Origin of the sequence: Lactobacillus sp. UMNPBX4 (assembly GCF_002554115.1) — a bacterium.
In the GTDB taxonomy this organism is placed as follows: Bacteria; Bacillota; Bacilli; order Lactobacillales; family Lactobacillaceae; genus Lactobacillus; species Lactobacillus gallinarum.
Map to the genome: position 1 here is coordinate 1 of NZ_PCZF01000045.1, position 12912 is coordinate 12912.

The 12912-nt window shown below is 35.3% G+C and carries 9 protein-coding genes, 2 tRNA genes and 2 pseudogenes; 2 read left to right on the plus strand and 11 right to left on the minus strand.

Features of this window, described 5'->3' with window-relative positions:
• Positions 1-101: 101 nt before the first annotated feature.
• Positions 102-174: transfer RNA gene (locus CP355_RS08030), tRNA-Gln, on the minus strand.
• 5 nt (positions 175-179) lie between these two features.
• Positions 180-251, minus strand: a tRNA-Glu gene (locus CP355_RS08035).
• Positions 252-331: 80 nt separating this feature from the next.
• On the opposite strand from CP355_RS08035, the gene CP355_RS08040 reads away from it, so the two are divergent.
• The gene (locus CP355_RS08040) at positions 332-1345 is read left to right on the plus strand and encodes a serine hydrolase (RefSeq protein WP_087175743.1); all 1014 of its coding nucleotides are present in this window, start codon (positions 332-334) and stop codon (positions 1343-1345) included.
• A gap of 97 nt (positions 1346-1442) precedes the next feature.
• On the opposite strand, the gene CP355_RS08045 is transcribed toward CP355_RS08040, so the two are convergent.
• From CP355_RS08045 to CP355_RS08055, 3 genes are all read right to left on the minus strand, one after another.
• Positions 1443-2822: an MFS transporter gene (locus tag CP355_RS08045; protein WP_098044300.1), complete on the minus strand. Its 1380-nt coding sequence runs from the start codon at positions 2820-2822 to the stop codon at positions 1443-1445.
• Positions 2823-2949: 127 nt separating this feature from the next.
• Positions 2950-4290 carry a glucose-6-phosphate isomerase gene (locus CP355_RS08050; protein WP_087235341.1) on the minus strand — a complete coding sequence of 447 codons (1341 nt, stop codon included), beginning with the start codon at positions 4288-4290 and terminating at the stop codon, positions 2950-2952.
• Positions 4291-4366: 76 nt separating this feature from the next.
• On the minus strand, positions 4367-4981 hold the full coding sequence (locus CP355_RS08055; RefSeq protein ID WP_087235342.1) for a VanZ family protein: 615 nt from the start codon (positions 4979-4981) through the stop codon (positions 4367-4369).
• 124 nt (positions 4982-5105) lie between these two features.
• On the opposite strand from CP355_RS08055, the gene CP355_RS08060 reads away from it, so the two are divergent.
• The gene (locus CP355_RS08060) at positions 5106-7307 is read left to right on the plus strand and encodes an LTA synthase family protein (RefSeq protein WP_098044301.1); all 2202 of its coding nucleotides are present in this window, start codon (positions 5106-5108) and stop codon (positions 7305-7307) included.
• 51 nt (positions 7308-7358) lie between these two features.
• Here CP355_RS08060 and CP355_RS08065 read toward each other — a convergent pair whose 3' ends face one another.
• The 6 genes and pseudogenes from CP355_RS08065 to CP355_RS08090 form a co-directional block, all read right to left on the minus strand.
• A complete protein-coding gene (locus tag CP355_RS08065) occupies positions 7359-8816 on the minus strand; it encodes a HAMP domain-containing sensor histidine kinase (protein ID WP_098044302.1) in 1458 nt (485 codons plus the stop codon).
• On the minus strand, positions 8816-9538 hold the full coding sequence (locus tag CP355_RS08070; RefSeq protein WP_098044303.1) for a response regulator transcription factor: 723 nt from the start codon (positions 9536-9538) through the stop codon (positions 8816-8818). Before CP355_RS08070 ends, CP355_RS08065 begins: the two co-directional genes overlap by 1 nt.
• On the minus strand, positions 9538-9930 hold the full coding sequence (locus tag CP355_RS08075; protein WP_025005111.1) for an SdpI family protein: 393 nt from the start codon (positions 9928-9930) through the stop codon (positions 9538-9540). The genes CP355_RS08070 and CP355_RS08075 overlap by 1 nt, the downstream gene beginning before the upstream one ends.
• A gap of 34 nt (positions 9931-9964) precedes the next feature.
• On the minus strand, positions 9965-10930 hold the full coding sequence (manA, locus tag CP355_RS08080) for a mannose-6-phosphate isomerase, class I (protein ID WP_098036502.1): 966 nt from the start codon (positions 10928-10930) through the stop codon (positions 9965-9967).
• A 92-nt stretch (positions 10931-11022) separates the two neighbouring features.
• Positions 11023-11846 (minus strand): annotated as a pseudogene (locus tag CP355_RS08085) (aminotransferase class I/II-fold pyridoxal phosphate-dependent enzyme).
• Between the two features lie 8 nt (positions 11847-11854).
• Positions 11855-12732, minus strand: a pseudogene (locus CP355_RS08090) (DUF3737 family protein).
• Between the last annotated feature and the right edge of the window lie 180 nt (positions 12733-12912).

The window sequence follows — 12912 nt, forward strand, 5'->3', positions numbered from 1 at the left end:
CCCTTCTTTTTTTGTTATCTAATTTCTATTTACACAAGAATTTATACTGAACCAAAAATAAAAAGGTCTAAGCTGAAATAGCTTAAACCTTTTCTTTATTATTGAGATATTGGGGCTCGAACCCAAACATCCAGGAACCAGAATCCTGTGCCTTACCAATTTGGCTATATCTCAATTAATCACCCGTACGAGAATTGAACTCATAACTCCACCTTGAGAGGGTAGCGTCTTAACCATTTGACCAACGGGCGAGTCAACATTAATAATTATGCTTTTTTCTTCTATGCTTGTCAAGTCATTTTGTCTATAATAATTGAGTGGATGGTGAAAAATGATCGACTATAATAAAACACAACATTTAATTGAATCAATGGTCTTTGAAAGAGTTGTACCGGGCGTAAACTACACTTTCATTAAAGATAAACAAATCTTTACCTCAACGACAGGATTTGCTAGTATCTACCCCACCGTGACTCAACTTAGTCCATTTGCTGAATATGACTTGGCTAGTCTAACTAAAGTCTTAGCTACTGAAAATGTACTTTTAAAGCTTTATGATCAAGGCAAGCTTAATTTTACCGAGCCTTTAAAAGAGTTTGTCCCAGAATTTAAAGATTCGCGTATTCGTCTTTATCATCTTTTAACTCACACCAGTGGTATTCGCGGTTGGATTCCGCATCGTGATGAACTGGATCATGATGAATTACTAAAAGCAATTATCAATTTACCCGTAACTGACGAGTTTGAACATAAAATGCGCTATGCAGATACCAACTTCATTTTATTAGGCTTGGTTATCAAAAAGATTTTCAATCAACCTGTACAAGACGTTGCCACGCAAGAAGTATTCAGCCAAATGCCGCTGACTCACACCACATTTTCACCTAAAAAAGATGCTTGTGTACCAACTGCAATCGTTGATGGACAGGTCTTACAGGGCATCCCACATGATCCTAAGGCACGACAATTAGGTGCAGATTGCGGCTCCGCCGGACTTTTCTCAACCATGCAAGATTTAATCACCTTCAGTCAAGGTTATCTCGGACTAAAAAAAGAGATATTACCTTACAGTCAAAAAACTGTTAGCCTGCTTTTTGATAATAAAAATCCAGCTGGTGTAAAGCCTCGCTCTTGGGGCTGGGATCTACGCTTTGATCCTAAAAATCATTATCCAATCATTTTACACACCGGTTTTACCGGTACATTAATGATTTTGGATCGCGTTAAACGATCAGGCTTAATTTTATTAACCAATCGAATTCATCCTACAGGTCATAATACGGTTTTTCTTGCAATGCGAGAAAAAATTATCCGTAGCTTTTTAAAAGAAAATAACAAGATATAAGAAAAAAGGACGACTGTGTGTCAGCCGTCCTTTTTATCTCTCACTAAATTTCATCATTCATATACTATTATAACTTATTTTAAAGTAATTGTCTTACTTAATTATTATTTTCTGCTTTAAACATTTTCCAATCACTAAAGATAATAATTAAACTAATGATCACTGTAAAAATAAATGCTGCTTGACTTCCCTGAGCCGTTCCTAATGAATAAGTTATATTAGGCTTTTTTTGCCAGATAGATATAATCACAGCCAAGATAGTTGTTCCAACGGAGCCAGCTAATTGTTGACTAGTTTGACAAACAGCCGTAGCATCCGCACGCAATTCCCCTTTTTCTACCTTAAGCGATTCTGCTAAAGTATTGCTAAAGGACATTCTATGCCCTAACATCATGATGCCGTAAAAAATGACAATCATCAATACACTTAAATTCAAGCCAAAAATCATGAATAATAAGCACCCAAGCATCATAAAACTGCCACCTAAGTAAAGTGGCAATTTAGCGCCCTTTTTATCATACAAGCTGCCAAAATAAGGATTGAGTAAACCGGCGATAATACTACCGGGGAGTAATATCAATCCACCAATTAAAGAGTTTTGATGCCCAACAATTTGAACGTAATTTGGCAATACAAAACTGATACCAATATTATTAAACTGTAAAAGGAAATATGCCAAGGCACCCCACACAAAGGCCTTTTGTTTAAAAACAGCTAGATCAAGCAACTTCTTGGTTGATTTCTGAGATAATTTAACAAAAAACAAAATCAAAATAGTCGTTGCAATTAATAAAAGCCAAAATAGAGGATTGGTGATTCCCTTACTAATTTGATTAACGCCCACAGTTAACGTAATAAAAGCGCTGGCTAAAATTATAAACGTTAGCCAATCAAAATCGCTTTTAACTTGTTCATGATATTTGCCAATCACTAGAACACCTGCGATGAAAACAATCAAAGCAATGATAGTCGCAAAAATAAAAATCCAGCGCCAAGATAGATAAAAATTAGTAATTCCACCAAAAGCAGGACCTAAAGTTGGAGCCATAGCGACTACTAACCCAGCAATTCCCATATAAACGCCCCACTTGTCGCGTGGAATAATCTCGGTAACCAAATTAAACATTAACGGTGTACTAATTCCTGCACCTAATGCAGAGATTAAACGTCCTAAAAGCAAAATTGAAAAATTAGGCGCAAACGCACTAATTACGCTGCCGACCATAAAACCACCACAAGCTACTACAAATAGTTGTTTAGCAGTAAAGCGTTCATTTAAATACGATGAACAGATCATAATAATTGCAATGGTTAAAAGGTAGCCTGTAGTAGTCCATTGAACAGTATCTAGAGCTACATTAAATTGTTTCATCATCGTAGGGAAAGTTACATTTAAACTAGTTTCTGTCAAAATTCCCACGAATGACATAAACGCTGCCGATAAAACAGCTAAAATATTTTTAGTTTTTTCTTTCATACAGATCCCTAATTTAATCTTCCAAACAAAAAGAGTAGAAACCTCAAAAAAGTTTCTACTCTTTCTTTAATTAGCTAATGCTAACTATATTCAACCGCATACTATCAAATATGCTGAGTAAAATTAATTATTTAAGACGCTTAGTTAAGTCGTCGTGTAAGTTTTCGTAACCTGGCTTGTTAAGAAGACCAAACATGTTACGCTTGTATTCTTCAACACCTGGTTGGTTGAATGGGTTAATACCATTCAAGTAACCTGAAATAGCAATTGCTAATTCGAAGAAGTAGATCATGTAACCAAGAGTGTGTTCAGTTTGATCTGGAATGTTAACAGTCATAACTGGTACGCCACCGTCAGTGTGGGCTAAAACAACACCTTCGTAAGCACGATCGTTTACGTAGTTCAAGCTCTTGCCTTCCAAGAAGTTAAGTTGATCCAAGTTCTTTTCATCGCCAGGAATCTTAACATCGTGACGTGGTTTTTCAACACGGATAACAGTTTCAAATAAGTTACGAAGACCTTCTTGAATGTATTGACCAAGTGAGTGTAAGTCAGTAGTGAAGTTAGCACTTGATGGCCAAATACCCTTGTTGTCCTTACCTTCTGATTCACCCATCAATTGCTTGCACCATTCACCGAACATTCTAAGATTTGGTTCATAGTTTTCAACAATTTCAGTAGTGTAACCCTTGCGGTAAAGGATGTTACGAAGAGCAGCGTATTGGTATGGTGAGTTCTTGTGAACATCAGTATCAGTGTAATCTGCACGAGCATCTGCAGCACCCTTCATCAAAGCATCGATGTCAGCACCTGCAGCAGCAATTGGAAGTAAACCAACAGCAGTAAGAACACTGTAACGACCACCAATATCATCTGGAACTACGAATTCTTCATAACCTTCTGCGTCAGCTTCAGTCTTCAAAGCACCCTTTTGACGGTCAGTAGTTGCGTAAATACGCTTAGCAGCTTCTTCCTTACCGTACTTCTTGATCAACTTATCCTTGAAGATTCTGAATGCTACTGATGGTTCAGTAGTAGTACCTGACTTAGAAATTACGTTAATACTAAAGTCCTTGTCGCCTACCCATTCAATCAAGTCGTAAAGGTATGAACCTGAAAGTGAGTTACCACAGAAAACAACAGTTGGCATGTCTGTCTTTTCCTTGCCGTAGAAGTTGCTGTTCAAAAATTCAATTGCAGCTTGAGCACCAAGGTATGAACCACCAATACCGATGCAGACCAAAACTTCTGAATCATTTTGGATCTTCTTGGCAGCCTTCTTGATACGAGCAAATTCGTCTTTGTCGTAATCTACTGGCAAGTCAAGCCAACCACGGAAATCATTGCCAGCACCAGTACCATCACGGAGTTCAGTGTTAGCAGCATTTACCATAGCTTGCATTTCGCCTAATTCATTTTCATGAACAAATGGCGTTAACTTACTACTATCAAAATTAATTAAACTCATAAATCTGCTTCCTAACTATTATAAAAATTTCACATCCTTATTTTAACAATCTTATTTATCGAATACCAGTATCATTTTACAAGCGCATACATAATTTTTTGAAAAAGAGATAAATCAAATAGCCTAAGATCGCACCACACGTATTAAAGAAGACATCATCAATGTCACTAACACCAGTTGATAATAAAAATTGCAATGTTTCAATGACAATTGAAAACAGCATCCCCATCAAAATAGTTTTAAAAAATGATTGCTTCTTTGAAAAAACAATTGGAAATAATATTCCAAACGGCACAAAACACATAATATTGCCCAGTGAATTGTAAAAGAAATCTAACCTGCTTGGCGCATAAACTAATTTCCACGTTTCCTTCATAAAAACTAAATTAACATCACTCAACGGCCTATTAAAATTAAACACAAGTTGCCATGGAAAATAAGTATCTCTGAACGTTGTCAACATTAAAATCAAAATTAGATAAAATGCAAAAATCCAAACACTAACTTCCGATTTAATTGATCGTCTTCTTCTAACAAAAAGAAGCCAGATCAACCGTAAAACCGCAAAAATAAGAAAGTAAAAGAAGGTTTTATCTAATGCTAAAAAAGTTAATTTAACTAATGCAAAATGATTAATACTAGTCGCATAACGTTCTGCTAAAAAATTATAAAGTGGGCCGAAAAACAGCATGCTTTGCCTCTTTCTAAATTATTCCTTCTAGATTATAACCATTTTTTCAAAAGGTAATTATTAAAAAATGCATAACTCTTGATAAATCGTTGTTTTAAGCAGAAGGAACCTTTAAAATTAAAAGATGTTAAAGGAGAAAAATATGAAAAAGAAAATTAGCAATTTTATTCAAACAAGAACTGGATTTTTGGTTCTTTTGGTATTTTGGTTTTGGATAAAATACATTTTTGCCGCTTATTTCGACTTTAATTTAGGTTTATCGGATCCTTACCAGCACGTTATCATGTGGCTCAGCCCGATTGGGACTGCTGTAATTTTGATTAGTATTGGCTTTTACATCCCTAAACCTATTATTTCCTATATCGCCATGTTAATCATGGATTTTGCAAATACTGCTTTGCTATTTGCAAACATTATCTACTACCGGCAATTTACTGATTTTTTAACCATTAAAACAATGACTAATGCTGGCAAGGTCTCCCAAGGCTTGGGTAAAAGTACTGTTGCTTTACTCCACCCTACCGACATCTTAATTTGGATTGACCTTATCATTATCATCATCCTTTTGGTTATTCATAGAATACGAATCGATCAAAAATCATACGGGCTGTCAACTCCCATCGCTATTACTTCAGTTGGAGCATTGATTACTACTTTGAACATCTTTCTGGCTGAGACTTCCCGTCCACGCCTTTTAAGAAATACCTTTGACCGTTCTTATGTAGTGAAATATTTGGGAATTGATACTTTTACTGCTTATGATGGTTTCAAGAGCGCACAAAACGTTCAGGTAACCCAAAATGCTAATGCTTCAGATCTAAATGAGATTTTGAATTTTACCAATAAGATTCATTCTGCTCCCTCATCCGCATATTTTGGCGTAGAGAAAAATAAAAACGTAATTGTCATTCACTTGGAAAGTTTTCAACAGTTTTTAATTAACCTTAAGGTTAATGGCAAAGAAGTGACACCGTTTTTAAATTCACTTTATCGAAATAAACATACTTTGAGTTTTGATAACTTTTATCATCAAGTTGGTTTAGGTAGAACTAGTGATGCTGAAAACATGTTAGAAACTAGTACATATGGGATTTCAGATGGATCATTATTCACTTCACTTGGTTCTGAGAATACGTTCCAGGCAGCTCCCCAAATTCTGCGTCAAGATGGGTATACTTCTGCTGTATTCCACGGGAATGTCGGTACTTTCTGGAATAGAAATGATGTCTATAAAAATATGGGCTATAACTATTTCTTTGATAAGAATTATTTCAGTACACAAAATAAAGACAATATTGGTTACGGTTTAAAAGATAAGCTGTTGTTTGCCGAGAGCATCAAGTACCTAGAACAAATGCAACAGCCATTTTATGCAAAATTCATTACTGTTACTAACCATATTCCATTTGATCTAGATAAGGATGATCGCGATCCTAACTTTAAGACCACTAAAACGAGCGATCGAACTATTAACAACTATTTTGAAACTGCTCATTACTTAGACGAAGCAGTTCATGAATTTTTCAACTATCTAAAAGCTTCTGGCCTCTATAAAAATAGTATGATAGTAATCTATGGTGATCACTATGGATTAAGTAATTCCGAAAATGAAACCTTAGCTCCAATTATTAATGAAAGTGCTGATACTTGGAACACATATAACAATGTGCAAATGCAAAAAGTTCCATTCATGATTCACGCTGATAATTTAAAAGGAAAAATCAGTCACGAAATTGCTGGCGAAATCGACGTTCTTCCAACCTTGCTTCACCTACTTGGAATCAGTAATAAGGGCTATGTTCAATTTGGTAGCGACATGCTTTCTCCTCATAGACAAGATTGGATCGTCTTTAGAAATGGTACTATTGTCAGCTCCAAATATATTATCGTTGGAGACAAGGGAATAAAAGGAACAGTTTACAATCGAATTAACGGTAGACAAATTATTAATTTTAGCCCGCAGGAAAAGAAAGAAATTACCGCTTTAGCTAAAAAAGCTAAAGATTCTCTTCATTATTCTGATTTGCTTAATAATCATAATTTACTACGGTTTTACACTCCAACAGGTTTTGTACCGGTTGATCCAACTCAGTTTAATTACTCTACTAATTATCAAAAGATGATCTCAATCAGACAAGACCTAGCAGATAGTTCTACTTCACTTTACAGTGAAAATCATAATCGTTCTACAACCAAGCTCTATAAGACTGATGCTTCTGAATTGCACAATCGTGAAAAAGATATTACTAAAGTGCCAGAAGAAGTACTTAAGAATCAATTAACCGAGCAAAATAAAAGTAGCACAGAAAAAAGTGATAAAAACTAAAGAAAATTAAAAGGCATTCAGCTGTATAAAATTGCAGCTGAATGCCTTTTTCTATTCATCTTTGCTTATAAATTGTTCATAGCCTTTATCATAAAAGATAACCGTAAATGTTGATCCTTTGCCAGGTGCAGAAGCCACTTTTACTTTACCACCGTGCTGTTTAATCAATGAGGAAACAATGGCCAATCCTAACCCAGATTCGCCTGTGCCCATCCTCGCTCTTGATGGATCAGCCTTGAAAAAGCGTTCAAAGATAAACTTAGTTTGGTCTTTACTCATGCCGATACCATCATCCTTGACAGATATTTCACTAGCATGTTCCAATCTTTTACCAGAAATTTGAATGTGACCATCATGCGTAAATTGAATGGCATTTTGAACCAAGTTGACCATCACCTGCGTAAATCGATCACGATCTGCATAAATTGGCAATTTTTCTGGACCAGCAACACTAATTTCGTCTTTAGCCTTTTGAGCATTTTGTTTTAACTGCGACTTTAAGTCATGCAGAATTGGCATTGCATCAAAATCTGTTTTAATCAACATGATCTGATTATTACGGATTTTTTCATAATCCAAATTTTCATTAACTAACCTAATTAAACGTTTAGTCTCACGTTGCATTAAATCAATAGACTTAGGCTTAGATTCTTCCGGAATGGCGTCATACTGCAAGCCCTCCAGAATGCCATTAATAGTTGTCAAAGGTGTTCGCATTTCATGAGCTGCATCAGCCATAAATTGATCACGCCGCTTTTCTTGTGCCCTAACTTCTTCATTTGATTGCTTAAGTGCCTTAACCATTTTATTAAAGTTTTCAGCCAGCTGATCAATTTCATCACTGTCTTTATGAGCGATCTGTACATTGAAGTTTCCTGAGGCAACTTTTTGCGTTGCCCGAGACAACCGTTTGATTCGTTTAGTTGAATAATATGAAATGATAAAGCTAAGAATAAGTCCAACTGCTACAGTGATTAACAAAGCCCGCAATAAATTGCGCTTAGCCATATATATTGGTCGCTCAACATGTTTTACCCTAGAACTAATCCACGCTATACCAACCAAATTTTTTCCATTCATCCAGGGGACTAAGACACCAGTATATGCGTCCTTAGTTGAACCAATTGGGGAATTTTCAGTATGGTTATTCTGGATGCGAATCTCTTGTCCATTTTGCAAAGTAGAAAAAATCTTATCAGACAATTGAACTTTGGCATTGACCCGAGGATAAATTTGCGTATTTTTATCATCAAAAATACGTAAATGAACGTCATCTCCACGCAATACAAATTCTAATTGATTCAAGAAATTATCATTTAGTAAAGCTGTGCCGTTTTTGCCATCCGTTTCAGCTAATTCTCCCAACGAATTAGCATAACTTTCCATTCGTTGATAATTTTGCATGTAAGCCTGATTACGGGCATATCCGATTTCTGAATAACCAATAATGGAAATCGTGGTTACGATAATCAAAAGAAAGCCCAGCATGTTCTGATAAATTAATTTCATTATTTGACCTGCGAATCGTCAAACTTATAGCCGACACCCCAGACTGTTTGAATAACTTTGGCGCCAACTTTTTCTAATTTTTGCCGCAATTTTTTAATATGAGCATCAACGGTTCGTTCTTCACCATAATACTCATATCCCCATACTAACTCTAATAGCTGATCACGTGAAAATACTTGCTTAGGCTTTTGAGCCATCGTATACAGTAAATCAAATTCCTTAGGTGTTAAATCAACTACCGGTTGATCATCAAACAAAACTTCTCGTCTATCCTTAGAAATTTTTAGATGAGATGTTTGAATTTCATATTCCTGATTAGTATTTTCTTGCGTTTGAACATCTTCTTCCATCATCACACGACGATGAAGGGCCTTAATTCGTGCAATCAGGGCAATTGGACTAAATGGCTTAGTCACATATTCATCAGCACCAATTCCTAATCCCAGAACTTGATCTGATTCACTGCCCCTAGCAGTAAGCATGATAATTGGAACAGTAGGAGAAATAGCCCTTACTTCCTTAGCAACCTGAATCCCATCTTTTTTTGGCAAATTCAGATCTAATGTAATCAAATCATACTTATCTGCATTTTCTTTAAACATATCGACGGCTTCGACACCGTCGACAGCGATATCTTGCTGCCAACCTTCTTTTTTGAAAAACATTCCCATCATTTCAGCGACAGAACTGTCATCTTCAACCATTAAGATTCTCAAACTCATTATCGATCCCTAAATCCTTTTGTTCTTTGACGTTTTACTTGATCGGGATCGACATAGTCATGTGGCAATTCATGTCTTTTACTTAAAAAAGATTTGAGACTTTTTTCAGTAAAGACAATTGGCAATAAGATAAATAAATAAAAAGTTAATAGCCAAATGAGAAAATAGCGATCCCAATTCAAATAGTGAATAATTAACCCTATTACGACTTGAATCAAGCCGAATAAAATACAATATAAACTTGCCCTTCTTTGAGCAAACTTAAAACTATCCTTGTTAACTTGCGCTAGATAAGATAAATAGCCATAAATCCGATTAGGCTTCTTGGCTGGTGAAATCAACCAAATAATTCCAATCACTGCCATTATTGAACCACAAGCGACATAGATCACAATTTCTCACTCCTAAATCTGATAAAATAAACGGTTATTCCTCACCAGGTGCAGACATAACTATTCTCATTTTACCAGTGAAAGTGAATTTCTTCATCTCATTTGGAATAATTAAATTAGTTCCTAATTTCAAATCATATGTTTTGCCATCAGCTTCAAGTTTTCCTTCGCCTTTAATGACTGAAACTAAAAGATATGGATGATCCTTTAACCCTGTTTTCCAAGTACCATCAAGGTCAATTTGCCATAAGTAGAAGTGTGGTGAAATTGGTGGTTCTACCAAAGTCTTAATTTCTGCATCTTGATCCTTGCTGGTCTTAATATCAAGCTTAGGATCAACATGAGGTACAGTAGTTACATCAATTGATTTTTGCGTATGAAGTTCACGCTTTTTACCGGTCTTCTTATCTACTCGATCATAATCGTAAAGACGGTAAGTAACATCACTTGATTGTTGAGTTTCAATTACCAAGCAACCCTTAGTCAAAGCATGGATTGTACCTGCTGGAACGTAGAAAAAGTCGCCAGCCTTAACTGGAACTTTTCTGAGCAACTTGTCCCATTCACCCTTATGGATCATATCAGCTAATTCTTCACGAGTCTTAGCATAATGACCATAAATAATGTAGGCACCTGGGTCTGCTTGCATGACGTACCAGCTTTCAGTCTTGCCGGAATCATTTTCTACTTTTCTAGCATAATCATCATCTGGGTGTACTTGCACTGATAAATTATCATTGGCATCCAAGAACTTAACCAAAAGTGGAAATTCCTTAGCCTTAGGATTACCAAATAATTCTGGATGTTTTAAATAAACATCTCTTAAAGACATGCCCTTAAGTGGACCTTCAGTTACTACTGAAGCATCATCCTTATAGCCAGAAATAATCCAAGCCTCACCGACTTCTCCTTCTGGAATATCATAGTGAAAAATATCATCTAATTTGCGTCCGCCCCAAATCTTTGGTCTAAAATACGGGGTTAAAAATAATGGTTCCATTTAAATCACCTCACATAAAGTATATACTTTGAGGCTATAAAAATGAAACCCTTTTCTTAATTATATATCTACCTTTTTGTTTACATGTAAACCTATTTGCTATACTTACGGATTCCTTCTACCAATCGCTTCATTTCGTCTTTTACCATTGCTAATGGGCAGGCTAAATTTATCCGAATGAAATCTTGTCCGTTACCGCGATAAACACTACCTGCTGAAATAATTAGACCTGTCTCTTTTCTCAAAAAAGCAGCAAAATCTGCAGAATTATCAGTCACTTTCTGTACATTAATCCACATCATCCTTTTCTGACTAAGTCACCATGAATCTCATCCAAAAGCAAAACCACATGGTGTTTTTGACATAATTGTGCAATTTTTTGAACTTCTGCTTTAGTCCAAACCTTACCAATAGGATTGTGAGGATTACAGAAAATCATTAACGTAGTGAGTGGATCAGCTAATTTTTCTTCTAAATCTGTCCAATCAATGCTGTAATGTTCACCATCAAACACTAAATTACTTGATAAAACATGGCGCCCATTATTCAAAATAGAGTTGTAAAAAATATTGTAAACAGGTTCTTGAACTAGAACATTATCGCCAATATGCGAAACACGCCGCACAATCGATGAAATCGCGGGCACAACTCCCGTGGTAAAGATCATCCAATTGGTTTGCGGACGATATCCATGTTCTATTTCATACCAATCCGCTACCGCATTAAAATAATCAGCTTGTGGCCACTCATAACCAAAGGCACCTAATGAAACTTTTTCTTTCATTGCCTTAATGATTTCCGGTGCTGTTTTAAAATCCATGTCGGCAATCCACATCGGTAATTCACCTGGCTTAACATCCCACTTTACTGAATCCGTATGACTACGATCAGGTGCATTTTTAAAATCATATTCCATTATTATCACTAATCCTTTGGTTTTTGCTTATTATCTGAATGCTTTACCTTTGAAATTATCTTTGGACAATTGATTTTCGTTTTTTCAGGATCAATCTTATTTGAATCCATAGTTAAAATTCCAATTTCTGGCGCTACAATTTTACCTGACACGGGATTTTTAACACTATCAATTTTACTAGTCACTTCTACATCCATATCTGAAACATATTCAAAAGCTAAATCAGTATGAATAAGTGAACTATTTTTAATTTCAATATGATCAATATAATTTAATCCTTGATCACTTTCGATTTTACAATTAATGAATTTAATATTCTCAGTATTCCAAGTTAGATACTCACCATCAATTGTTGAATCATAAATAGTCACATTTTTACAATTCCAAAAAGCATCTTTAGAGACAAAAGTTGAATTGTGAACCTCAATATTTTCAGCACCATCAAAAACACAATTACCAACTACACTCACGTGATCTAGATATATATTCTTGCTATCCTTGCCAAAATAGTCGCCATTAATTTGTGAATTAGTAATTCTAATATCATTACAAGTCCACATCGTTTCTTCTGCATTGGCAAAATGAACATTGTCCAATCTAATATGACTTGCTCTTCTAAATAGTTTAGGCGCTTGTAAAGCACTATTCTTAATAGAAATGTTTTTAGTATACCAAATTCCACTCCTAGACATTATTTCAAAGGTAGTATTTTCCACTTCTATATGATCGTCATACCATAATGGATACTTCCATGTAAAAATTGAATCTTTTAATCTGACATTATTTACCTCCTTTAAAGGAGATTCACCATGACCAAAGGTAATGCATCATTAATGCCATAAAGTATTCTTTCCCCTTCAAAGTATTTATTTTTGTATTTAATCATTCGCTCACCTATTATCTGTAAAAACAGTTTTCTTTAGGTTCCATTATAAATAGCAGCTTTTATAATGTTTAATACTTATTTTTAGGGCAAAGCTATAACTAATTATTATTAATAAATAAAAATAAAAGTGTCTGGGAAAAAACTAATTCTCAGACAGGAAAAAAGAACGATGATTTCCTA

Coding starts and splice junctions, on each gene's coding strand:
- CP355_RS08045 (WP_098044300.1), bottom strand. CDS start 2,822: ATGAAAGAAAAAACTAAAAATATTTTAGCTGTTTTATCGGCAGCGTTT.
- CP355_RS08050 (WP_087235341.1), bottom strand. CDS start 4,290: ATGAGTTTAATTAATTTTGATAGTAGTAAGTTAACGCCATTTGTTCAT.
- CP355_RS08070 (WP_098044303.1), bottom strand. CDS start 9,538: ATGAGTTTGAGAATCTTAATGGTTGAAGATGACAGTTCTGTCGCTGAA.
- CP355_RS08065 (WP_098044302.1), bottom strand. CDS start 8,816: ATGAAATTAATTTATCAGAACATGCTGGGCTTTCTTTTGATTATCGTA.
- CP355_RS08055 (WP_087235342.1), bottom strand. CDS start 4,981: ATGCTGTTTTTCGGCCCACTTTATAATTTTTTAGCAGAACGTTATGCG.
- CP355_RS08060 (WP_098044301.1), top strand. CDS start 5,106: ATGTTAAAGGAGAAAAATATGAAAAAGAAAATTAGCAATTTTATTCAA.
- CP355_RS08040 (WP_087175743.1), top strand. CDS start 332: ATGATCGACTATAATAAAACACAACATTTAATTGAATCAATGGTCTTT.
- manA (WP_098036502.1), bottom strand. CDS start 10,930: ATGGAACCATTATTTTTAACCCCGTATTTTAGACCAAAGATTTGGGGC.